Source organism: uncultured Actinobacillus sp. (assembly GCF_945915845.1).
In the GTDB taxonomy this organism is placed as follows: Bacteria; Pseudomonadota; Gammaproteobacteria; order Enterobacterales; family Pasteurellaceae; genus Exercitatus.
This window is the reverse complement of sequence record NZ_CAMEFX010000005.1, coordinates 1-23,554: the sequence shown is the minus strand read 5'-3', so window position 1 is coordinate 23,554 and position 23,554 is coordinate 1. Positions and strand designations below refer to the sequence as shown.

General features: G+C 39.2%; 28 protein-coding genes and 2 pseudogenes. 7 read left to right on the top strand and 23 right to left on the bottom strand.

Features of this window, described 5'->3' with window-relative positions; all coding sequences use genetic code 11:
- The 6 genes from dapE to sodC form a co-directional block, all read right to left on the bottom strand.
- Positions 1–1,131, bottom strand: coding sequence for a succinyl-diaminopimelate desuccinylase (dapE, locus tag Q0O89_RS02675; protein ID WP_293730229.1), 1,131 nt, complete (start codon positions 1,129–1,131; stop codon positions 1–3).
- Positions 1,131–1,475, bottom strand: coding sequence for an ArsC family reductase (locus Q0O89_RS02670; RefSeq protein ID WP_293730228.1), 345 nt, complete (start codon positions 1,473–1,475; stop codon positions 1,131–1,133). The genes dapE and Q0O89_RS02670 overlap by 1 nt, the downstream gene beginning before the upstream one ends.
- A gap of 49 nt (positions 1,476–1,524) precedes the next feature.
- On the bottom strand, positions 1,525–2,799 hold the full coding sequence (thrC, locus tag Q0O89_RS02665; protein ID WP_293730227.1) for a threonine synthase: 1,275 nt from the start codon (positions 2,797–2,799) through the stop codon (positions 1,525–1,527).
- Between the two features lie 69 nt (positions 2,800–2,868).
- Positions 2,869–3,816, bottom strand: coding sequence for a homoserine kinase (thrB, locus tag Q0O89_RS02660; protein WP_293730226.1), 948 nt, complete (start codon positions 3,814–3,816; stop codon positions 2,869–2,871).
- On the bottom strand, positions 3,816–6,272 hold the full coding sequence (gene thrA / locus Q0O89_RS02655) for a bifunctional aspartate kinase/homoserine dehydrogenase I (RefSeq protein ID WP_293730225.1): 2,457 nt from the start codon (positions 6,270–6,272) through the stop codon (positions 3,816–3,818). The genes thrB and thrA overlap by 1 nt, the downstream gene beginning before the upstream one ends.
- A 283-nt stretch (positions 6,273–6,555) precedes the next feature.
- The gene (gene sodC / locus Q0O89_RS02650) at positions 6,556–7,104 is read right to left on the bottom strand and encodes a superoxide dismutase [Cu-Zn] SodC (protein ID WP_293730224.1); all 549 of its coding nucleotides are present in this window, start codon (positions 7,102–7,104) and stop codon (positions 6,556–6,558) included.
- 94 nt (positions 7,105–7,198) lie between these two features.
- Between sodC and Q0O89_RS02645 the strand changes: the two genes are divergently transcribed.
- Entirely contained in the window at positions 7,199–7,897 is a 699-nt protein-coding gene (locus Q0O89_RS02645; protein WP_293730223.1) for a YggS family pyridoxal phosphate-dependent enzyme, read from the top strand.
- A gap of 63 nt (positions 7,898–7,960) precedes the next feature.
- On the opposite strand, the gene murA is transcribed toward Q0O89_RS02645, so the two are convergent.
- The 9 genes from murA to Q0O89_RS02600 all read right to left on the bottom strand — a co-directional run bounded on the left by murA (position 7,961) and on the right by Q0O89_RS02600 (position 15,793).
- Positions 7,961–9,238, bottom strand: coding sequence for a UDP-N-acetylglucosamine 1-carboxyvinyltransferase (murA, locus tag Q0O89_RS02640; RefSeq protein WP_293730222.1), 1,278 nt, complete (start codon positions 9,236–9,238; stop codon positions 7,961–7,963).
- A 22-nt stretch (positions 9,239–9,260) separates the two neighbouring features.
- Positions 9,261–9,518, bottom strand: a complete 258-nt coding sequence (locus tag Q0O89_RS02635) for a BolA family protein (RefSeq protein ID WP_293730221.1) — start codon at positions 9,516–9,518, stop codon at positions 9,261–9,263.
- 11 nt (positions 9,519–9,529) lie between these two features.
- A complete protein-coding gene (locus Q0O89_RS02630) occupies positions 9,530–9,898 on the bottom strand; it encodes an STAS domain-containing protein (RefSeq protein WP_293730220.1) in 369 nt (122 codons plus the stop codon).
- A gap of 6 nt (positions 9,899–9,904) precedes the next feature.
- Positions 9,905–10,540, bottom strand: a complete 636-nt coding sequence (gene mlaC / locus Q0O89_RS02625) for a phospholipid-binding protein MlaC (RefSeq protein WP_293730219.1) — start codon at positions 10,538–10,540, stop codon at positions 9,905–9,907.
- 27 nt (positions 10,541–10,567) lie between these two features.
- A complete protein-coding gene (mlaD, locus tag Q0O89_RS02620; RefSeq protein ID WP_293730218.1) occupies positions 10,568–11,059 on the bottom strand; it encodes an outer membrane lipid asymmetry maintenance protein MlaD in 492 nt (163 codons plus the stop codon).
- Positions 11,060–11,093: 34 nt separating this feature from the next.
- Positions 11,094–11,873, bottom strand: a complete 780-nt coding sequence (gene mlaE, locus Q0O89_RS02615) for a lipid asymmetry maintenance ABC transporter permease subunit MlaE (protein WP_293730217.1) — start codon at positions 11,871–11,873, stop codon at positions 11,094–11,096.
- Positions 11,870–12,667, bottom strand: coding sequence for an ATP-binding cassette domain-containing protein (locus Q0O89_RS02610; protein ID WP_293730216.1), 798 nt, complete (start codon positions 12,665–12,667; stop codon positions 11,870–11,872). The genes mlaE and Q0O89_RS02610 overlap by 4 nt, the downstream gene beginning before the upstream one ends.
- A 124-nt stretch (positions 12,668–12,791) precedes the next feature.
- Positions 12,792–14,498, bottom strand: coding sequence for a 2-succinyl-5-enolpyruvyl-6-hydroxy-3-cyclohexene-1-carboxylic-acid synthase (gene menD / locus Q0O89_RS02605; protein ID WP_293730215.1), 1,707 nt, complete (start codon positions 14,496–14,498; stop codon positions 12,792–12,794).
- Positions 14,499–14,524: 26 nt separating this feature from the next.
- On the bottom strand, positions 14,525–15,793 hold the full coding sequence (locus Q0O89_RS02600) for an isochorismate synthase (protein WP_293730265.1): 1,269 nt from the start codon (positions 15,791–15,793) through the stop codon (positions 14,525–14,527).
- A gap of 165 nt (positions 15,794–15,958) precedes the next feature.
- Here Q0O89_RS02600 and Q0O89_RS02595 point away from each other — a divergent pair, with 165 nt between their 5' ends.
- The gene (locus Q0O89_RS02595) at positions 15,959–17,176 is read left to right on the top strand and encodes a pyridoxal phosphate-dependent aminotransferase (protein ID WP_293730214.1); all 1,218 of its coding nucleotides are present in this window, start codon (positions 15,959–15,961) and stop codon (positions 17,174–17,176) included.
- 45 nt (positions 17,177–17,221) lie between these two features.
- Here Q0O89_RS02595 and proC read toward each other — a convergent pair whose 3' ends face one another.
- Positions 17,222–18,037: a pyrroline-5-carboxylate reductase gene (gene proC, locus Q0O89_RS02590; RefSeq protein WP_293730213.1), complete on the bottom strand. Its 816-nt coding sequence runs from the start codon at positions 18,035–18,037 to the stop codon at positions 17,222–17,224.
- A 61-nt stretch (positions 18,038–18,098) separates the two neighbouring features.
- Between proC and rdgC the strand changes: the two genes are divergently transcribed.
- The 5 genes and pseudogenes from rdgC to Q0O89_RS10505 form a co-directional block, all read left to right on the top strand.
- Positions 18,099–19,001, top strand: coding sequence for a recombination-associated protein RdgC (gene rdgC, locus Q0O89_RS02585; protein ID WP_293730211.1), 903 nt, complete (start codon positions 18,099–18,101; stop codon positions 18,999–19,001).
- A gap of 142 nt (positions 19,002–19,143) precedes the next feature.
- Complete coding sequence (locus Q0O89_RS02580; RefSeq protein WP_293730210.1) at positions 19,144–19,455, top strand: DNA-binding protein; 312 nt, start codon at positions 19,144–19,146, stop codon at positions 19,453–19,455.
- On the top strand, positions 19,448–19,813 hold the full coding sequence (locus tag Q0O89_RS02575; RefSeq protein ID WP_293730209.1) for a helix-turn-helix domain-containing protein: 366 nt from the start codon (positions 19,448–19,450) through the stop codon (positions 19,811–19,813). The genes Q0O89_RS02580 and Q0O89_RS02575 overlap by 8 nt, the downstream gene beginning before the upstream one ends.
- Before the next feature lie 13 nt (positions 19,814–19,826).
- A pseudogene (locus tag Q0O89_RS10510) lies at positions 19,827–19,964 on the top strand (IS3 family transposase); the annotation flags it as partial.
- A gap of 165 nt (positions 19,965–20,129) precedes the next feature.
- Positions 20,130–20,231, top strand: a pseudogene (locus tag Q0O89_RS10505) (site-specific integrase); the annotation flags it as partial.
- Between the two features lie 305 nt (positions 20,232–20,536).
- On the opposite strand, the gene Q0O89_RS02565 reads toward Q0O89_RS10505, so the two are convergent.
- The 7 genes from Q0O89_RS02565 to Q0O89_RS02535 all read right to left on the bottom strand — a co-directional run.
- Positions 20,537–20,851 carry a PBECR4 domain-containing protein gene (locus tag Q0O89_RS02565; RefSeq protein ID WP_293730207.1) on the bottom strand — a complete coding sequence of 105 codons (315 nt, stop codon included), beginning with the start codon at positions 20,849–20,851 and terminating at the stop codon, positions 20,537–20,539.
- Between the two features lie 427 nt (positions 20,852–21,278).
- Entirely contained in the window at positions 21,279–21,386 is a 108-nt protein-coding gene (locus Q0O89_RS02560) for an RHS repeat-associated core domain-containing protein (protein WP_293730264.1), read from the bottom strand.
- Positions 21,352–21,738 carry an NTF2 fold immunity protein gene (locus Q0O89_RS02555; RefSeq protein ID WP_293730206.1) on the bottom strand — a complete coding sequence of 129 codons (387 nt, stop codon included), beginning with the start codon at positions 21,736–21,738 and terminating at the stop codon, positions 21,352–21,354. The genes Q0O89_RS02560 and Q0O89_RS02555 overlap by 35 nt, the downstream gene beginning before the upstream one ends.
- A 285-nt stretch (positions 21,739–22,023) precedes the next feature.
- Positions 22,024–22,422 (bottom strand): NTF2 fold immunity protein, encoded by a 399-nt coding sequence (locus tag Q0O89_RS02550; protein ID WP_293730205.1) that lies wholly within the window; start codon positions 22,420–22,422, stop codon positions 22,024–22,026.
- Positions 22,423–22,433: 11 nt separating this feature from the next.
- Positions 22,434–22,838, bottom strand: coding sequence for a DNA/RNA non-specific endonuclease (locus Q0O89_RS02545; protein ID WP_293730204.1), 405 nt, complete (start codon positions 22,836–22,838; stop codon positions 22,434–22,436).
- Between the two features lie 63 nt (positions 22,839–22,901).
- On the bottom strand, positions 22,902–23,354 hold the full coding sequence (locus Q0O89_RS02540; protein WP_293730203.1) for a hypothetical protein: 453 nt from the start codon (positions 23,352–23,354) through the stop codon (positions 22,902–22,904).
- A gap of 8 nt (positions 23,355–23,362) precedes the next feature.
- Positions 23,363–23,554: hypothetical protein (locus Q0O89_RS02535; RefSeq protein WP_293730202.1), on the bottom strand; the 192-nt coding region annotated here is incomplete at its 5' end.

The following is a 23,554-nucleotide window of genomic DNA, read 5'->3' as shown; positions in this document are numbered from 1 at the left end:
TTAATCCAACAAGTTTACCAACATTTGTTTGTACACATCGCCAAGGGTGGCTAAATCTGTCACACTGACACATTCATTCACTTTGTGAATCGTGGCGTTCAGTGGCCCTAACTCCACCACTTCACCGCCCATTAAAGCGATAAAACGGGCATCAGAGGTGCCGCCGCCTGTGTCTAATTTTGGCGTAATACCGACAATTTGCTCAAGGCTGTCCACCACCGCTTTCACTAATTTATTCGGTTTAGTTAAGAATGGCTTACCTGATAAATTCCATTCAATTCGGTAAGTTAAACCGTGTTTTTGCAGCATTTCCGCCACTTTATTTTTAATGATTTCATCGGTGACTTCCGTGCAATAACGCAAATTAAATTGCACATAAAGTTCCCCAGGGATCACGTTATTACTGCCTGTGCCTGCTTGAATATTGGCAATTTGCAAACTGGTCGGTGGGAAAAATTCATTGCCCTTATCCCATTGATATTGAGTTAATTCTGTTAAAAAAGGCGCGGCTTTATGCACAGGATTATCCGCCAAATGCGGATACGCCACATGTCCTTGAATCCCTTGAATATAAAGGTTGCCTGTAATAGAACCGCGGCGACCGTTTTTCACAATATCACCAAGAGTTTGGCTACTTGACGGCTCGCCCACCATACAATAATCAATCAATTCGCCACGTGCCATTAAGGCATCCACTACTTTCGTTGTGCCGTCTTTGGCAGCGGCTTCTTCGTCAGAGGTAATCAAAAATGCAATGGTTCCGCTGTGATTAGGATTGGCTTTGACATATTCTTCCGCCGCCACAATCATTGCCGCAAGAGAACCCTTCATATCTGCTGCCCCACGTCCATAGAGCATATCGCCCACAATTTCTGCGTTAAAAGGCGGATATTGCCATTGGCTTTCATCCCCGGTTGGCACCACATCCGTATGCCCCGCAAATGCAACTAAAGGCTTAGTTGAACCATGTTTTGCCCATAAGTTGGTGGTTTCACCAAAATTCATCCATTCGATTTCAAAACCTAAATTTGCCAAACGTTCCGCGATCATTTGCTGACAACCTTGGTCATCAGGGGAAATAGATGGACGACGAATTAAATTTTGTGCAAGATTGATAATTTCGTTTTTCATTATTTTAATTTTTCTGCATAGTCTTTTTCATTAAACCCAATCAATGCGATGTTATCTTGTAGAATAATCGGGCGTTTAATCAAGGTCGGCTGTTCTGCCAACACACGAAGTGCGGTGGGTTTGTCGAGTGTTTTTTTGATATTCTCATCCAAATTACGCCACGTGGTGCTGCGCTTATTCACCAAGTTATCCCAACCGAATTGGTTTTCCGCTTGCGTTAAAAAATTCGGGCCTAAGCCGTCCACGCGGTAATCGTGAAGTTTGTGTTCAATCTGATGATCCGCCAGCCATTTTAGGGCTTTTTTCACGGTGTCGCAGTTTTTAATGCCGTAAACAATGATCATAAAAATTCCTTAATAAAAAAGGTGGGGCAAGCCCACCCGTTATGGTTGATTATTTCAACAAATAAGCACGTAATTGTGCAAAATCCGCGTCCATTTCATCTGAAAGCAATGGTAATTTATTGTGTTTATCCAAGGCTTCCGGCAATGGTAGTTCGATATTTAAAATACGCTCAACGCTTTCTTTAAATTTCGCTGGGTGTGCGGTGCAAAGGAATAAGCCTGTCTCGCCAGCTTGTAATTGATCTTTTAATACTTGATAAGCAATTGCACCGTGTGGCTCACACAAATAACCTTTAGCATACTGAGCTTTTAATGCCTCTTCCGTTTCAACATCAGTCAATGCCCCCGCACCTAGCTCAGATAACCCCCATCCATTGCGTTTAAACAACTCTTCCACACGCGGCCAGTTGTTCGGACGGCTCACATCCATGGCGTTAGAAAGGGTGGCAACGGTAGCATTTGGCGACCATTCGCCTGATTTCAAATAACGCGGAACCGTGTCGTTGGCGTTGGTTGAGGCGATAAAGCGTTTGATCGGCAAACCTAAGGTTTTGGCGATTAAACCTGCGGTTAGATTACCAAAGTTACCACTTGGTACCGAAACCACTAAATTTTGACGCTCAGCCGGGCTGAGTTGTGCTGCGGCCTCAAAGTAGTAACAAATTTGTGCCAATAAACGGCTGATATTGATGGAGTTAGCTGAATTTAAACCGATAGCTTGACGTAATTCTGCGTCATCAAAGGCTTGTTTCACTAAGGCTTGGCAAGCATCAAAGTCTGCGTTAATCGCCACAGTGCGAATATTACCGCCTAACGTACAGAATAATTTTTCTTGTAATGGGCTGATTTTGCCTTTTGGATACAAAATTACCACATCAATATTTTCCAAGCCATAAAACGCATGCGCCACTGCTGCACCGGTGTCGCCTGATGTGGCGGTTAAAATGGTAATTTTGCCATCACCACGCACAGCGGCTAAGGCTTGTGCCATAAAACGACCGCCAAAGTCTTTAAACGCCAGAGTTGGACCATGGAATAACTCAAGGGCATAAACACCCTCTTCGACTTTTTCCACGGGCGCAGGGAAAGTAAAGGCGTTTTTTACCATCGCATTTAATTTATCTGTTGGGATTTCATCACCGATAATTGCCCCTAAGATTTTTTGGCTGCGTTCAACTAATGGTAACGCTAATAATTCATCAATATTATCTAAGGTTGGGATAGTTTCAGGAAAGAATAAACCTTGATCTTTACCTAAACCTTGGCGTACCGCTTGCGAGAAATTAACTTGTTCTTCTGGGTGTTTAATGTTGTATAACTTCATATTTGTCTTCCAATCTTTAGTAAAACAGACCGCACTTTGAGGTAAAGTGCGGTTAAATTTTGGGGTATTTTACGCTAATTCCCGTGCGCCTGCATTATCCACTTTACAAATATGCACAAAACCTTCGTTATTTTGTAGATAATGTTGCTCAAGATAGTTTTCTATCTTCATCGCGGTTTGTAAATCAGGAGCAATGCTGAACATCGTTGGGCCAGAGCCTGAAATACCGCTTGCCAACGCACCTAAATCACGAGTAGCTTGTTTCACCTCCGCGAAGTTAGGTAACAACTGTGCACGATAAGGCTCCGCGATCACATCTTGCATCATAAGTGCAGCTAAGACTTCTTGATGGGTATGGCAAGCATGTACAAAACTACCTAAATGACGACCATGGGCTATCACATCTTGGCGTGTATAGCTTTTTGGTAAAATCGCACGAGCTTCTGCTGTTGACACTTCAATACCGGGATAAGCCAACACCCAATACCAGTTATCAAAAAACGGTAAGGTTTGACTAATATTACCAAGGCTTTCCACCATTAATTGCACACCACCTAAATAACAAGGCGCAACGTTATCATAGTGAATTGAACCTGAAATTCGCCCTTCCAATTCCCCCATCATTTCTAATAATTCCATTTTAGAAAAAGGTTCATTATGGAACTGATTTAATGCTACCAATGCTGCTACAATCGAACAAGCACTTGAGCCAAGCCCTGAACCAATCGGCATATTTTTTTCAAGGGTTAAACGTAACGGTTTAATATTCCCACCACGTAATTTAAAACGTTCACTAAATAATACATAGGCCTGATAAACGATATTTTTTTGTGGTTCTTTTGGTAATTTACGCACAAAATAGCCCGCACTTTCCAATTCAAAACCAGTTGCAATATCATCAATTTGTACCACATCACCTAACAATGAGCCATCAATGGGGGAAATTGCTGCACCAAGCGTATCAAAACCCACGCTAATATTGGCACTTGATGCAGGGGCATAAATACGTAAACTCATTACGCGCCTCCTTGTAAAGTGCGGAGAATATCTGCAAAAATTCCTGCGGCAGTCACATCAGTACCCGCCCCATAACCACGTAATAATAATGGAATCGGGCTGTAATAACGCGTTAAGAATGCAAGGGCATTTTCTCCATCTTTCACTTTATAGAGCGGATGATTTTCATCTACCGCTTCAATCGCAACACGGCATTTGCTACCATTAATTGAGCCCACATAGCGCAACACTTTACCTTCCGCTTTTGCTGCTTCAACACGCTTATTAAATTCAGCATCCACTTCCGGCAAAATTTTCAAGAATTCTTCTTTGCTCATCCCCTCAGAAAAACCTTTAGGTAATACACCTTCCACCTCAATATCTTCAAATTCCAATGGTAAACCTGTTTCACGCGCAAGAATTAACAACTTGCGAGCCACATCAGCACCTGAGAGATCATCACGCGGATCAGGTTCGGTAAAGCCTTTTTCTTTCGCAATAAAGGTCGCTTGAGATAACGTTAATCCTTCTTCTAATTTACCGAAAATGAAAGATAACGAACCTGAAAGAATACCTTCAAATTTTTCGACTTCATCCCCTGCTGCCAGTAAATTTTGTAAATTCTCAATCACAGGTAAACCTGCTCCCACATTGGTTTCATATAAGAATTTATGGCGACCTTGGCGTGCAGCTTGGCGTAATTCTTGATAATAAGCAAAGCTACCTGTATTGGCTTTCTTATTCGGTGTAACCACATGGAAACCCTCACGCAATGCTCTCGCGTAAAGATTAGAAACAGATTGCGCCGCAGTACAATCAACAAAAACAGGATTCACCACATGATGCAACTTAATAAAAGACAACAACACATCAAAATCTGATGGCTGAATCGCATTCTCTAAATCGTCTTTCCAGTTATCTAAATTTAAGCCGTTTTCATTGAGTAACATTTGATCTGCATTGGCTAAAGCACAAACACGAATTTCAATATCTTTTTTCGCTAAAAATTCTTTTTGGCGTTTAATTTGCTCGATCAAAGCCCCACCAACGCCCCCTACGCCAACAAGGAAGACGTCAATAGACTTTTTATTGTTAAATAGCCCTTGATGTGTTGCTTTGACCGCTTCAATCGCTTTATTCATTGGTACAACTGCAGAAATTGAGCGTTCTGATGAACCTTGTGCAATCGCTACAATGCTGATGTTAGCTTCTGCTAAGGATGAGAAGAAACGTGCTGCAATCCCTTTCGCTGAACGCATACCATCACCGACAACAGATACAATTGACAATTCACGAATAATTTCAACCTTATCTAAGTCGCCTGTTTGTAGTTCATGGGCAAATTCTGCATTCAACACATCCAAAGCAAGCTCTGTAGATTTTGCCGGGACACAGAAGCTAATACTGTATTCGGATGAAGATTGGGTAATTAAAATCACTGAAATGCCTGCTTTCGACATCGTGGAGAATACGCGTGCTGCCATTCCTACCATACCTTGCATTCCGGCACCTGAAACGTTAAACATTGAAACGTTATCTAAATTAGTAATGCCTTTAACCTGTAATTCTTCAGACGCATTTTCATCGCTATCAATTACAGAGCCGGCCGCACTTGGGTTGCCTGTATTTTTAATTAAGCACGGAATATTTGTTTGAACCAATGGACCGATTGTACGTGGATGAATCACTTTTGCCCCAAAATAAGACAATTCCATGGCTTCACGGTAAGATAGGTGTGGCAATAAACGTGCGTCAGCCACTAAACGTGGGTCACAAGTAAACACACCATCCACATCCGTCCAAATCTCACACACACTTGCGCCTAAACAAGCCGCTAAACAAGCAGCCGAATAATCCGAACCATTGCGACCTAATAAAACCAACTCTCCTTTTTCATTACCTGCGGTAAAACCGGCCATTAAAACCACATTCTGTTTTGGAATAGAACCGGCATCCATTCGCTTAGTCGATTCTGCAATGTCCACGCTACTTTCTAAATAAGTACCATATGCCAATAATTTTTCCACTGGATTAATCACGGTCACATTGTACCCACAGGCTTCAAACCACGCTTTCATCATGGCAATAGATAATTTTTCACCACGGCAATCAATGGTCGCTTTTACCGCATCTTCCACTTTACCGGCAGCGCGAATGTTATCTAACAAATCTGCAATTTGAGCAAATTCTGCGTCAATTAACGCTTTTGTACCGGCTAAATCGAAGTTGTTATTTTTGGCGTGTAATCCATTGATAATGTTGTAGAAGATTTCTACTGCGTCATTGAAATGGCTATCGGTAGGTTGGTTTTGGCTGGCTTTTTCAGAAAGCGCGACGAGATGATTGGTAATTTTAGCCGGAGCTGAAAGCACACCTGCCGCCTGTTCTTCTAAATGGGCTTTTTCAATCAGCTCTGCTGCTTGTAAAAAGCGTTCTGGATTGGCAAGCGATGTGCCACCGAATTTAAGTACACGCATAATATTTTCCTTCTTAAAATTTGTTGAGTTTGCTAAATCGGCATATAAAAAAACCCGCTTAAGTGCGGGTCTCTTGGTATTCTTTTGTTCGCACTACCCCGCCACAGACAACGTCATGGTAATCATAATAATGGTGGTAGTTAAAGTGCGGTTAAAATTCATAGTATTTTCTTTATTGAAACTAATGTTGTTATAAATACCTAGATTTTATGTCGTTGTCAAATAGAAAATAAAAAAATAAGCATGAAGTTTGATTTTCATGCTTATTTTAATCAATTTTGTCTTATTTAATTACGCCACAAGCCATTCTTGCACCGCCACCACCTAATGGTTTTGGTTCATCAGAATGGTTGTCACCACCAGCATGAATCATAATTGAACGGCCTTTAATATCCGCTAATGATTTTAAGCGTGGTGCTAATACTGGATGAGTCGCATTGCCTTCTGCATCCACATAAAGCGCGGGTAAATCGCCTAAATGCGCTTCATCAGACCATGGGAAACCATGTGCTTTGGCACCATTAGGATTCCAGTGACCACCTGCAGCTAAACCAGCAGTTAACTTGCCGTCTTTTTCTTTAGCATCACAGCTTGGGTTCTCATGAATATGGAAACCGTGAACACCTGCAGTTAAACCTTTTAATTCAGGAGTAAACACTAAACCATATTTTGATTCCGTGACTGACACAAAACCAACATCTTGATTACCCTTTACAGGATCTAATAATTGTACATTAATTTTTAAGCCTTCTGTTGTATTTGGCTTATCCATGTGTGCAACTGCTGTACCTGTTGCTGCAACTAAAGCAAGTGTTAAAAGTGCTTTTTTCATAAGTTACCTATTTGTTTGTCTACTCGTCATAGTATAATTGAGCTAAAATACATCCTTATCAGGACAATTTAAATATAAAGATAAATAAATAATTATGCAAATAAAAGATAACTTGGCCACCATCCACCAACAAATTCAAGCCGCCTGTCATCAAGCCCAACGCCCACAAAGTGCGGTGAAATTATTAGCCGTTTCTAAGACTAAGCCCGTAGAAGCTATTCAAGAAGCCATTGACGCAGGGCAAATCGCATTTGGTGAAAATTATGTGCAAGAAGGTATAGAGAAAATTCAATATTTTGCGGATAAACATCCTGAGTTAGAATGGCATTTTATCGGCCCGTTACAATCGAATAAAAGCCGTTTAGTGGCAGAATATTTTGATTGGATGCAAACCATTGATCGTACAAAAATTGCTGATCGTTTAAATGAACAGCGTTCGGCTTATAAAAAGCCATTAAATGTACTAATTCAAATTAATATTAGCGATGAAAGTAGCAAATCGGGTATTCCGCCTACAGAAATGCTAGCCTTAGCTAAACATATTGAAAATCTACCGCGCTTGTGTTTACGTGGTTTGATGGCAATCCCTGCTCCAACAGATAATATGGCAGAACAAGAAAAAGCACTGAGTGCGATGCAAGCCTTATTTGAGGAATTAAAAGCCGCTTGTCCAAATCAACAAATTGATACACTTTCCATGGGAATGTCTGATGATATGAATACAGCGATTGCTTGTGGTTCTACTATGGTACGAATTGGTACGGCGATATTTGGGCAAAGAAATTATTCCTAAATCATGAATAATGTTTAACCATAAAAATGGCGGAATTAATCCGCCATTTTCATATTAAACCCATTACTCTTCGCCGGTTTCTCTAAAACGTTCAATCTTAGCACCAAGCCCACGCAGTTTTTCTTCGATATGCTCATAACCACGATCGATATGATAAATACGATCCACAACGGTTTCGCCATTTGCGATACAACCTGCGAGTACTAAGCTGATTGACGCACGTAAATCTGTTGCCATTACTTGCGCGCCCGATAATTTTTCAACGCCATGAATTAAGGCAGTATTGCCTTCAATTTCACCTTTCGCCCCCATACGAATAAGTTCAGGAATATGCATAAAACGGTTTTCAAAAATCGTTTCGGTAATTTTACTTGTTCCTTCAGCAACAACATTAAGTAACGTAAATTGTGCTTGCATATCCGTTGGAAAACCGGGGTGAGGCATGGTGCGGATATTCACTGCTTTAGGACGTTGTCCATGACTATCTAAACTAATAGAATCTGCTGTCACATTCACTTCCATACCGGCTTCACGTAATTTTTCAAGAACGGCATCCATGGTGTCAGGTTTGGCATTTTTACAAACAATCTTACCGCCGGAAATTGCCGCTGCAATTAAGAATGTCCCTGTTTCAATACGATCCGCAACGACAGCGTGTTCACAACCAGTAAGACGTTCTACCCCTTCAACTGTGATCATATCTGTTCCTGCACCAGAAATCTTCGCACCCATTTTATTTAAGAAATCTGCCGTATCCACGATTTCTGGTTCACGAGCGGCATTTTCGATCACAGTCGTTCCATTAGCTAATGTTGCCGCCATCATTACGGATAAAGTTGCGCCAACGCTCACTTTATCCATATATACGCGTGTACCGATCAAACGCCCATCTACTGTGGCTTTAACATAACCTTCATCGAGTTCGATTTTCGCGCCCATTTTTTCTAGACCCGAAATATGCATATCCACAGGACGAGCACCAATTGTGCAACCACCTGGTAATGAAACCTGCCCCTCATGGAAACGCGCTAATAACGGTGCTAAAGCCCAAATTGATGCGCGCATCGTTTTTACCAGTTCATAAGGCGCAACATAATGATCAATTTTACTTGCGTCAATTAATACCGCTTTATTTTCATCACGTTCAACGGTTACACCAAGTTGTCTCAAAATTTTAAACGTGGTATCAACGTCTTTTAATTCAGGTACATTGGTTAATTTCACCGGCTCTTCCGCTAAAATCGCAGCGAAAAGAATCGGAAGTGCCGCATTTTTTGCACCAGAAATTTGCACTTCACCACTCAACGGTGTTGATTGACCATAAACACGAAACTTTTCCATTTTTTATTCCCCTTGCCTTTTATTAGTTCATTCCATTTAACATACGATCCATTTTCCATTTTTCTTTGGTATAGGTTTTAATGGTCAACGCATGAATTTCTCCGGTTTCAAAATAAGGCATTAAAGGAGCATAAATAGTTTGCTGTTGCTTAACACGTGATAACGCCGCAATATCATCATTCACAACAATTACCCCAAAATGGGCATTTTCCCCTTGAGCATAAACCTCATCAAGTTGTAAAGATTCTTTTAAAATACGTTCAATTTCTATTGGTTCCATTGTATGTTCCGTTAATCAATAAAAGAGTTTAACCAGTCACCTAAATCAAATAATTCAGCCAGTGTAATCAGTTCATCCGGCACATTTATTATTTTTTGTGATGTCGCTATTTTTTGTATGTCATGCAATAATTCGCTAAATAGCGCAAAGCCTGCTGAATCCATACGTATTAATGATGAAAGATCCCATTCAATAACATGATTCGCCATGTGCACGGTACTTAAAACAGCAAAACGTTGCTGCCTTTTCCATTCATTCCAAAGAGGCAACAACGTATTACGAGAAAGCTCCCCAGCAAGCTGGAGAGCAATTTTATCATTATTTTGTATTGCCGACCACGTCAGTTTTACATTGGTCTGGGCTTGTTTTTCTACTGTCATCTTAAATTATTTAATCACTACAGGGGCTGCCGCAGCTTTTTCTACTTGAATGGTTAAGGCATCAATCCCCTCTTTACGTAACACCCCACTCCACTCTACTTTTTTACTATCCACCATACTCAAGCCATCAGCGGCAATCATATCGTAAACTTGCCACTTCCCTGTTTTACTATTCTTACGCCATAACAGAGTAATATTTAACGTTTCATTGCCTGAAGTCGGTAACAATTTGACAAGCACACTCGCCGTATTGCCTTCCACTTGCTCTTTTTGAACTTGAATGTCTTGGTTTGCATACAATGTTAAAGCCTGTGCATAAGCTTGTTCGATATATTTTTCAAAGGCCGCAAAGAATTTCTCGCGCTGTTCTGGTGTTGTTGATTTAAAATAAGGTCCTAATACCAATGAACCTGCATAATTCACATGTACATAAGGGATTAAATCATTGCGTACAATTAAGCGCAAATGGTTGGGATTTGATTTAATTTTTGTTTGTTCAGCTTTAAGATCAGAGAATAATTTCTCTGCAGCTTGTTTAGTTAATTCATAAGGGCTATCTGCTGCCATTACTGCTTGCACCGCAAAAAGTGCGGTGACCAAAACTAATATTTTTGAAAACCAGGTTTTGAATTGCATAGTCATAAACACTCCGATTAATCACTTTCCGAATTATTGAGCCGCAGGCTCTTCTTTTTTATTCTTATCGCCATATAAGAACTGACCAATAAGATCTTCTAATACCAATGCAGATTTAGTATCTACGATTTTACTTCCCTCTTTTAACATTTCTGTTTCACCATCATCAAACCCAACACTTAAAGCAATATATTGTTCGCCAAGTAAGCCTGAGGTTTTGATAGAAAGAGAACTGTTATCAGGAATTTGATTAAATTCTTCATTTACTGCAATGGTGACTTTGGGTAAATAAGTCTTTTCATCTAAAGCGATATTGGTCACGCGACCAATTACCACGCCACCGACTTTTAATGGTGCGCGCACTTTAAGACCTCCTATATTATCAAAAGTTGCAGTGACGTGATAAGATTTTGCTTCATTAAAACCTTGCACATTTGCCACTTTTAAACCCATAAACACCAGAGCGGCGATACCTAAAAGTAAAAATAATCCCACCCAAAATTCGTATTTAATTGTTTGTCGCATAAAAATTTCCTAATTTTCACCGCACTCTGATTGGTTATGCACCAAACATCATCGCAGTTAATACAAAATCTAAACCTAATACCATTAATGACGAATGCACCACGGTTTTTGTCGTTGCTTGGCTAATGCCTTCCGAGGTCGGCACGCAATCATAACCATTGAATAAAGCGATCCACACAACTGCAAAAGCAAAAACAATACTCTTAATAAAACCATAAAGTAAATCTTTACTATCTACTGCATTTTGCATCACAGACCAAAAGGAACCACTGTCAATACCTTTCCAATCTACCCCCACAAGAGAGCCGCCAATGACACCAACAGAAGTAAACAATATCGCTAGAATAGGCATCGCAATCACACCGCCCCAAAAACGTGGCGCAATCACACGGCGTAGCGGATCCACTGCCATCATTTCTAAGCTAGAAAGTTGTTCTGTGGCTTTCATTAAACCGATTTCCGCTGTTAATGCAGAACCTGCTCGCCCGGCAAATAAAAGTGCGGTCACAACGGGGCCTAATTCACGTAATAACGAAAGTGCAACTAATTGTCCAACATTCGCTTCGGCAGCAAAGTCCACTAAAACCACATAACCTTGCAACCCTAGCACCATACCGATAAAAAAGCCTGAAAGCAGAATAATCAATAAAGACTGCACACCCAGTACATAAAGCTGCTTGATTAATAATGGCGCATGCTTACGAAATTCAGGTTTCCCCACTAATGCACCAAAAAACATAAAACCGGAACGCCCCAACGCGCGTACTGATTTAATTACCGCCAGACCTAAGTGAGAGATTAATTGTACAATCATTGAAATAAATCCTCTAAATAGTCATTGGCCTGATAATGGAAACGCACAGGTCCATCTTCCTTACCCTGAATAAATTGTACCACCTGCGGATCCGCACTTTGAAGCAATGAAGTAGGCGTTCCTTCTGCAATCACACGTTTATCTGCAATAATATACGCATAATCTGCAATACTTAAGACTTCTTGCACATCGTGGGAAACCACAATAGAAGTCAATTTCAAGGCTTCATTAAGACGCTTAATCAAACTGATAATGACACCCATACTAATAGGATCCTGCCCGGTAAAAGGTTCATCATACATAATTAAATCAGGATCAAGGGCAATCGTTCTAGCCAGAGCCGCTCGACGCGCCATACCGCCTGATAATTCTGATGGCATTAAATTTGCCGCACCACGCAATCCTACGGATTCCAATTTCATTAAAACAATCTTACGAATTAATGCTTCAGGCAAATTCGTATGTTCGCGAATAGGGAACGCGACATTATCAAAGGTAGAAATATCCGTAAACAATGCTCCCGACTGAAACAACATTCCCATGCGTTGGCGAACATGATACAGCTCTCGGTTAGACATTTGGCAAATATCCTTGCCATCAAATAAAATCTCGCCTTGCTCAGGATGCAACTGCCCACCGATTAGCTTTAACAATGTTGTTTTACCGATTCCAGAAGGCCCCATAATTGCGGTAATTTTACCTTTTTCTACACGCAAATTAAGATTGTCATAAATGGTGCGCTCACCTCGTTTAAAGGTAAGATTTTTCACTTCAACGAGTGCTTTCTCACGCATTATTTTTTCCATTTTTTACTCATTTAGGGTTCATTGGACTCATTAATTTTAAAATCGTTCATTAGGGTCTGTTTATCTTTCAATAAAAGCCCACGACGGGCTTATTTTTTACCTAATCCGCCTTTTACGCGCCAATAACTGCCTGGCTAATTTGTTCAATTAAGCCTTTGTAAACATTTGCACCATCACTTGGGCTAACTTTAATTTCAATAATAGTCGTTTCTTTACGAGCATAAGCAAGTTTTAAGGCTTGTCCTAAATCCGCCCAAGTGTAAGGTCGTGCATATTTCAATTCAAACATCGCCGCAGCTTCAGAAAAATCTAAATGATGTGGCATGCGATAATAAGCATTTTTTACCTCTGCGCCCACCGGCAACATATCAAAAATCGCACCACCATTATTATTCACCACAAATAAAACTGTTGGTTGCGTCACTTTTCTTAGTAACGCGAGCGAATTCAAATCATGGAGTGCTGAAGTATCACCAATCACTGCCGCAACAGGCTGATTGGCGCCAATACCTATACCGGCAATTGTTGCAATCAAACCATCAATACCGCTTGCGCCACGGTTGGTATAAACAGGGTAAGTCTCAGATAGTTTCGTTAATGCATCAACCAAACGAACAAATAAACTATTCCCTAAGAATAACGAGCAGTTTTTCGGTAATAGACGCCCAATATGATGAGCCAAAGACGCTTCATTCAACCCGCCCCCGACTTGCTGTTCAATAAAGGTTGCACAGAAATTAGAAAGAGCCAAAGGTTCTAACAACCAAGGTTTTTGGCGTAATGGTGGATGCGCTCGTAGCCAATGATGAACTTTCGCGATAAAACGCGTTTGCGTATGATGAAAAGGATCTACTCGAGATTCACTTTCATCTACAACCCAGTACTCACCTTGAAAATCATGCAAAAATTGATTAATTCTTTTACTCACAAAACGCGACCCCAGTTGAATAACCAAATCTGCTTGTAATAATTTTTCCCGTACGGTTTTATTCGCCAACCAAATATCCACATAAGGCAAATTCGGTTCAACGCCAGATTGAATATCCGTTAGCATCACCCACCCCATCGTTTCTGCCCAAGCTTTGATTCCCATCGCATGGCCATGTGGTAACTGCCCTACCACTAATACACCACGTTTGGTTCGCCAATGATCCCAATGTTCATGAACCATCACTTCTTGTTGTGGCTTTTGATGTACTGTCCAAGGTTGATGCTGACCTAACCAACGCTGAATAGGTGCAAGCCAAGGATGAATATCAATATTATCTACATCTGCATCGTACAGAGGTTCAGCAAATGGCGCATTAATATGAATAACCCCATTTTTCTCTGCTTGCTGATAACAAGCCTGTTCAATAGTTGAAATGAGCCATTTTGCCGCATAATCTTGATGAGGTTTAGGTAAATTCAATGTAGCGACAGGATAAACGCCAAACATATTTTCTTGAAGGATCGCCTGATTTGCACCACATTCTAATAATTCTGCCGGGCGATCTGCCGAAATAACAATTAAATTCACCGCACTTTGTCTTGCCTCAATGACTGCCGGATATAAATTGGCCACTGCAGTACCTGAAGTCACAATAATCACCACGGGAGACTGAGATGATTTAGCCAACCCTAAAGCAAAAAAACCTAAACCACGTTCGTCAAAATGCGTGTGACATTGCACTTTCTGTTGAGATTGCAGACGTACAGCTTCGAGAGTTAACGGGGTTGAACGAGAACCAGGCGCAATACAAACATGCTTCACACCATGACGTGTTAATGTTTCTAAAATCACTTTCGACCAACAACGGTTAAAGGTGCTGACTGACATATTACTCTCCATTATTCGACTAGTGTCTACTTTCCTGTGCTTAATAAAGTGACTAACCCCGATGCCTTGCGTTCAATTTCCTGCCATTCCAATAAAGGAACTGAACCTGCAACAATACCGGCGCCAGCAAAAATCCGAATTCTATTTTGTTCAATAAACGCGCAACGAATAGTCACACAAAATTCCCCATGAGATTGAGTCATTATTCCCAAGGTTCCTGCATACCAAGTGCGGTCAAAATTTTCTGTTTTTTGTAAAAATGCCAGGGCGTTTTGCTGCGGCAATCCTGACACTGCTGCCGTAGGGTGAATCGCATGTAAGCAAGCTGCATCAGCAAAGTGAGCTTTTAACTCTGCTTGAATACAGCGGCGTAAATGTTGGACTCGACGAAGCTGTTTGAGTTCCACTTGCCCCACTTGAATATGACGCACAAACTCCTGTAAATTATCACAAATATCTTTTACCACAAGCCGGTTTTCATCATCATTTTTTTGATCATGTAACAACCAATCCGCTTGCGCTTGATTTTGCTTTGCATCATCAGACATTAACGCTGTACCTGCTAACGCTTCAGTTTTGACTTGTTCACCACAGCGTTCAAATAAACGCTCAGGCGTTGACCCAACAAAAACACTATCTGGCGTTTTTGCATACAGAAAATGGTAACAACCTGTATTTTGTTTTTCGCTTTCTGCAAGAAAATCTTGGGCATTAATCGGTTGCGTACTTTCAAACAAGCTTTCATTCGCTAACACGACTTTATTTAATTCACCTTGCTCAATGGCACTTAACGCCTGTTCAACCCAATGACACCATTCCTCTTGGTTAGCCTTTTGCGAAACTAAGCGAGCCTGAGAATTTAACGGTTCAAGCTCCGCAAAACAGGTTAATGCCTGAATCGCGCTTAATGCTTGTTGTTTTTCTTCTACTAAATTGGCTTGATTATCAATAAAGACAGAAATCACTGTTTGTTGTTTTTGTTGCTCAATCAACAAACGCGGTAACCAAAAATCCCCCTTTTTATTAAAGGTTAATCCGCCAATTAAAGGCTGTTGTGTCTTTTCAATAAATTGTTGTGCTGAAATCTCATCCCCAAAAGACCGCACTTTTCCCACTGCCACCAGTTTATTATCACTATCACGGAAATTTAAATAATATTGGGGAAACACATGTTGTGCTTTAAGCCATGCTAAAAGCTCACCAAATTCTGTTATTTCAAGATGAAATACAGTAATCATCGGTGATTGTGCATCAATTTGGTGAGATTTCACTTTTTCAGCAAGTAACTCAAACATCATTTAGTTCATAAATTCCTGACAAAATTGTTCTGCATTTTACCCCAATTCAAAAATTTTTTTTAGTAAATCTTTCATTCTGTTAAAAATAAGGGTAAAGTGCGGTTAATTTTTCACAAATTAACGCCCTATCTATTTATTTTTTATCAAAAAAAGGAAAGCTAAATGAACTATTTTCCTAAATCCGATAAGTTGGAACACGTTTGTTATGATATTCGTGGTCCTGTCCATCAAGAAGCCTTACGCCTTGAGGAAGAAGGCAATAAAATTCTCAAATTAAATATTGGCAACACCGCGCCCTTTGGGTTTGAAGCACCCGATGAAATTATGGTGGATATTATCCGCAATATGGCTACTTCTCAGGGGTATTGTGATTCAAAAGGCTTATATTCTGCACGAAAAGCAGTAGTACAATATTACCAATCTAAAGGTATTCACGGTTCCACTGTCAACGATGTGTATATTGGCAACGGTGCGTCAGAATTAATTACCATGTCAATGCAAGCCTTACTAAACAACGATGATGAAGTCTTAGTGCCAATGCCTGATTATCCGCTTTGGACCGCTGCAGTAACGCTTTCCGGCGGAAAAGCAGTGCATTATTTATGTGATGAATCATCCGATTGGTTCCCTTCTATTGAGGATATTAAAAGTAAAATTACCTCTCGTACTAAAGGGATTGTGATTATTAACCCTAATAACCCAACCGGTGCTGTGTATAGTAAAGATTTATTGGAGCAAATCGCTGATGTTGCACGAGAGCATGGTCTCATTATTTTTGCTGATGAAATTTACGATAAAATTTTATATGACGGTGCCGTACACCATCATATCGCAGCGATTGCCCCCGATCTTTTAACCGTCACCTTTAACGGCTTATCTAAAGCCTATCGCATCTGTGGTTTCCGTCAAGGCTGGATGATCTTAAATGGTCCCAAAGATAAAGCTCAAGGTTATATCGAAGGTTTGAATATGCTTGCTTCCATGCGTTTATGTGCCAATGTACCAATGCAACACGCTATTCAAACCGCCTTAGGAGGCTATCAAAGTATCAATGAACTCATCGTCCCAGGTGGGCGACTCTATGAACAACGCCAACGTGCGTATGACTTACTCAATCAAATTCCCGGAATTAGTTGTGTAAAACCGAAAGGTGCGCTTTATATGTTCCCGAAAATTGACATTGAGAAATTTGGCATTTATGACGATGAAAAATTAGTGCTGGATTTATTACGTCAGGAAAAAGTATTATTAGTGCATGGACGTGGCTTTAATTGGCATGCCCCAGACCACTTCCGTTTAGTGTTCTTGCCACATATTAGCACCCTAGAAGATGCCTTAGGCAAATTCTCGCGGTTCTTGAGTAATTACAAACAAAAATAATAAATACAACAAGGGGCGAATTCTATTTGCCCCGCCATAAATGGGCTAAAACAGCATTTCCATTTCTTTCGATCTTGCCACACAAGCCTGCATAGCTTGTTCAACAGTGTCGACTAAATGCTTGTCATTAAATACGGCTAACGCGGCCGCTGTTGTGCCACCTTTAGACGTGACATTTTCACGTAAAGTCGTCAAACTCGTTTGTGGGTTATCCACCACCATTTTTGCCGCCCCAAAAGCAGATTGTTGAATAAGTTCTCGTGCTTGTTTTTCTGTTAATCCCATATTTAATAACGCATGTTGCATGGCTTCCATGAATAAGAAAAAATAAGCCGGACTAGAACCTGAGGCCGCAGTTACCTTGTGCATATCATTTTCAGCTGTTACCCAACAGGTTTTGCCCACGGCATTTAATAGTTCTTCAGCAAAGGATTGAAGCTCTGCCGCTACAGAAGATGGTGCAAACAATCCTGCCATGCCCTCTGACACCAATGAGGGTGTATTTGGCATAACGCGTACAATATTTTGCGCTGTGGGCAAAAGTGCGGTTAATCGTTGAGTTGGAATAGCGGCCATAATAGAAATCACCAATTTATCACTAAAATCGACCGCGCTTAGGGTGATACAAGTTTCTGCCGCGCTCTGAGGTTTTACGGCTAAAACTACCACATCTGCCAGCGCGGCTCCCTGAGCAGGATCCGTTGTCGTATTGACGCCCTGTTCAGCAAATAATTTTCTTTTGCTTTCATTCCGATCACAGACGGTAATTAAATTCGCCGTATAGCTTTTTTTTAATAATCCAAACACTATTGCCTGTGCCATATTACCGCCACCAATAAAACAAATAGATTTCTGTTGCATATTTTTCCCTAAAATCGATTAGAATATGGTGACATTTTACGTTTAATTAAAAGGAATGCCAATGTACTGGTTTAAAAATGCTCTTATTTACCGTTTAACCAAAGAATTGGATTGGTCGGATTTACAAAATCAACTAGCCCAACATCAATATTACCCATGTAATCAATCAGATATGAGTAAATTTGGTTGGAGCACCCCTTTACGAGGTTCTGAGTTATTACATTTTTCCGTGGGTAAACAAATACTGTTAGTGGCGCGTAAAGAAGAAAAAATTTTGCCCAGTCATGTTATTAAAGCGGAATTAGATGAACGAGTACGACAAGTAGAGGAAAAAGAAGCGAGAAAATTAAAGAAAACCGAAAAACAGGCCTTAAAAGATGATGTTATTGCCATGTTATTACCACGCGCATTCAGCAAAAATCAGCACACCGCGATTTGGATTAATACTGAAACTAATCTGATTTATGTGGATGCTGCTGCAAGTAAACGAGCAGAAGACGCGCTAGCCTTATTGCGTAAATCCGTAGGTTCCTTGCCTGTCATCCCCCTTGCGTTTACTATTGAACCGGCTTTAGCCATGACGAATTGGATCGCGCAAAATAATATTCCACAATATTTAACCGCACTTGAAGAAGGGGAACTTAAAGCCTCGGATGATAAAGGGATTATTCGCTGTAAAAATCAACCATTGGAAAGCGAAGAAATTTTATCACATTTAGAAAAAGGCAAGCTTATCACTAAGTTAGCATTAGATTGGGACGAACATTTAAGCTTTGTATTCTGTGATGACGGCTCATTAAAACGCTTAAAATTTGCCGATCAAATTCGTGAAAAAAATGATGATATTCTCAAGGAAGATTTTGCACAACGATTTGATGCCGATTTTATTTTAATGACAGGCGAACTCGCAAAACTTACTGCATTTTTATTGGATGATTTAGGGGGAGAAAAAGAGCGGTTATAGCTGTAAAGGATGTACCAATCAGACCTACTCGTAAAAACAAAATTTCTCTACTTAACCCAACCGCCACTACGGCGGTTTTCTTTTGCTAGCATTGCAATAAGACATAGTAAGAGTATAATACATTTCACTAAGGAGAGTTGAGATGTATACCATTATCGAATATCAGAAATTTCAGCGTAAAGCCAGAGAGATTTGGACAGAGGACGAACGCCTCGAATTTTTTAGTTATATTGCCCAAAATCCTTTAGTTGGAGATGTCATAAAACATGCTGACGGCTTACGCAAAGTTCGTTGGCAAGCAAATAGCAAGGGAAAAAGAGGAGGAGTAAGAGTAATCTACTTCAACTTACTAGAAGATGGCGTTGTCATTATGATGGATATTTACACCAAAAATGAAAAAGAAAACTTATCAAACCAAGATTTAAAACAATTAACAGGAGCGAAAAATGGATAAGATTCATCAAAAAATTCAAGAAAAAGCCAAACATTGGAATATAGAAACTATCATTCAGGCTGTGATTGAAGACGATCCAGAAATGGCTGAACACGCAGAAGATTTACGAGATACTCTAGAACTTGTCAAACAAGGCGACTTTACAGGCGTTCGCTTAACGCAAATTGAAGTCTCCCCTATTGTTGAAACTCGTCATGCCGCCAAATTATCACAACCTAAATTTGCGGAGAAGCTCGGTATTTCAGTTGCGACCCTTCGCTCTTGGGAACAAGGCTTACGCAAACCAAGTGGTGCCGCCAAAACGCTGTTAGACCTACTACACCGCAAACCTGAGCTTATTAACGAATTACAGGCTTAAGTTAGACCGCCAAGTGGTTGGTTGGAAACTGAGTCGACACCACGATGCGCAATGGGTTATCGATGCATTAAATCACGCTATGTTGCAGACCAAACGTAGGAAAACGATGTTGTTTCACTCAGACCAAGGCAGTATTTATGGGAGCAAGCAATTTACCCAATGTGTGCAAAACCACAAGTTAACACAAAGTATGAGCCGACGGGTCAACTGCTGGGATAATGCCCCGATGGAGCGTTGGTTTAGAAGTTTTAAATATGAGTGGATGGCATATGGTGGTTATGTTGATTTTGAAAGTGCGGTCAACGATGTGAAAGATTATTTGGTTCAGAAGCTGTTAGGACACAAGGATATCAGCGTAACACTTGGCTATATTGAACATGATGTAGAAATGCTGAGAGAATCAGTAAATATGCTGTAACTTTTTTATAAAGATCATTAGAAAAATGAAGGGGAGCATAAGCTCCCCATTACATACTTTGTTAGCCGCGCCTAACAAACCCAATCTAAGATTGGTTCGTACAAGTACTCGGATCCCTGCCTTTTAAATGATCGAGGGGACATTTTCCCAATCATTCAGTACTCTTCACACTGATGAACTATAAGTATATTATTTCTGTGCTATCTTGTAAATGAATGGACTTAATATGAGTTACTTTATTTCCGTTTGGAAAATTATTTATAAATTTAAGATTAATCAATGACAGCGGAATAAATGTATTATCATTATTGCACTAATGTTAGTGCAAAGACTTTTTTTCTTGTTTTTAACGCTTTATCAAAAGACAAATTTAGATAAAAAACACCTTCGGTCAATGTGATATCTGAAGTAAGTAAAGAATTTATTGAGCTTAACACTGATAATTTTTGAAATGTTGTCCCATCGGTTTTAATAAAAATTTTGCTAAGATCGATTTGTTTTATTAAGGCTAGATTAAAGAATTCTGAGGCACCTTCACTATATTGAATTCCGCATAGGTGCATAAAATTACTACGTTTAAATATAAGAGAAATGGATTCATTATTAGTACTATAAATCATTTCTTTATTAATAAAGTGTTTATTAAGGAAAACTGCTGCACATTTCAATGTGAGTTAAAAGATATTCAAATTTTTTTAACTCATTAAAATTTGGTCTTTTATATCCACAAATTTAGTACTCATTATTATTCCTTCAGAAAGCATTAAGCCCACAAACGTGTGGGCTTAATTGTTGGTTTATTCTGGTGTCTGCCACCGCTAGGCCTTTGCATCCTAGATTTATATCAGAGTTTTCTGGTGCCTGCCACCGCTAGACCTTTACATTCTAGATTAGTTTCAGATTGACGATGAGCCAACAACCTCATTGCGTTATTTAGGCTACGCTACCTATGAGTATATTGGGGGTTTTATGAATCAATGTCAAGTTTTTTTAGAGATGGCTATAAAATCTCTATATTGGGGCTTTACATAACAAAGCCGCACCGGATTACCCACCATTTAACCCAATCGGATCACTCGAAATATAACTCCCACTTTCAGGATCGTAGTAGCGGAATCGGTTATAATATAGAGCTCTCCCAACTTTCGCCGTTATTATAGCTGATTTCTTTTTTATCTATAAGCCACTTATCATTTTTTAATATTAATGTATATCTAAAATTATTTTCAGCTTTATTTTTTTGTTTTGTATATATGATTGTTTTTTTAGTTTTGTATTCAATGTTATATATTGGTTGTGTTGATAAATCATAGCTCGAAATAGAACTTGCAGATAGAATATTGGGTTTCCCTCTTTTTCTATCTTTTGGCGTGCAATATTTATTAAATATATTTCTTACTATTTCTCTATGCTCATCAAGATTGTTCGCTAATCCAATATTAGTGGCATAACTTTCCCATTTGTGCATTTCGTTCATGAAACATATAAAAGTATCTTTTTCTGTCATATAAAATCTCTAATTTATAAATGTTAAAGTATCTAAAAGTTTTCCGTCATGAAAGACATCATAAATAATTTCATTTGGTCTTGTAGAATTTACATTAGGATAATTAAATTTCCACTTTAAGTCTAAAGAACCATGTTTTTCTAACATTTTGCGAACTGACTTTTCAAATTCTCGATATGTACCCCCCGATAGCACCCGTCTCCAGACGGGGGGCTAAACAATTTATCTAAAATATGAGATATAGGCACTCGTCAGAGACGAGCGCCATCGGGGGGATGTATATAATTAGATATAATGTTTTTCCCATTTGTTATCAAATTCTACAAGCCAATCTTTTTTATCTATTAACCATACTCCATTTTTATGGATAAGAGTATATTTATAAAGACTCTTGGACCTATTTAATTCTCGTATGTAAAATGCTATTTTATTTTTATTAATTTCATCAGTTCCTTCTAGAATAAGATTATTTTTATCATATTTTGGTATTTCTGAACATTTCACAGAAATTTGGTCGATAATTTTCTTAGTGCAAAATTTTCTCACTATGGGTTCTAAGCTTGAAAGTAATACTTTTTGAGTTTCAATTCCAAATCCATTTTCTTGTGTGTATTGATAAGCTTCTCTATTCCATAAATACATTTCATCAAAAAATTTAAATAATATTTCTTTTGCATTTTCCATTAGCCACCTCTTTAGTTTGGGAATAGTTCATCTAATATTTTTACTCCGTCTTTGAATACATCATATTGAATTCCTGTCGGTCTTGTTCCTTTTCCGTTATATGTGAAACTCCATTTAAGATCTAATGGACCGGAGCCACTTTTTAGCAAATCTCTTATTTGTTTTTCAAATGCTCTATAATCCCCACGATTAATTCCTTTTAATTGAGGGAATATATTTCCTTTTCCTCCTTGACCACCTAGAATTTTAGCTAAAATATGTCCTGCATCATCTCCTTGATTACCCATTGCTTTTGCATAAGCTCTAGCACTATTATTAACTCTCGTTCCCGTTCCAATCATCTCTTTTGTAATTGTTGCACTGGATTCTTTTATCCTTCCTAGGTTATCTTTAATTAATGTAGGACAAACAGCCAACCCAAACGGATCAAGAAAATCTAAAACATTATGAACATAAGAATAAGGCGTTTCTCAGCCAGCTTATTTAGGTAAATTCATAAGTAAATAATGAACAGCTCCTAAACCAGCAATACCTTGGTTTTTATATTTTTTATAATCCTCTTCTGTACAAATCCTGATTTCATCATCTTTAATCATAATAGCATTTGCTACTCTTCGTGTTGTTAGAAGGGATTCTGCATTTGTCGTATCTTGATGTCCGATAATATTCCAATTGCCATTTTTTAATTCTATATAATCTGTATAAATAACAGTTTTTGTAAATTCTATTTCTTGGATATTTTGCGGCGGAGTACTAAAAGTTTCTTTTGAAGGAAGAAACCCAATCATTCCCTTAAACAAAGAAGAGATATAAATTAACTTACCTACTCGTTTTTCGTTTCCAAAGCTGAGAGTCTTATTTTCTGTTTTTCCTATTAGCTCTATATCATTGATAAAAAATAAGTCTCCCTCTTTAAATTCGATTTTTTTCATTTAAGCTCCTATAGTTTATTTAAAATATCATCAAATATTTCTTTTCCCCAACTTGCCGAATCTCCAGCAATATCATATATCCCGGAATTAGGATTAGATGGAGAGTAAGATCTTATTTTATTCATTAAATTAGTTAGCGGATTTATTGATTTAGCTCCACCCAAATGATACATCATGGAGCGTTGGTTTAGAAGTTTTAA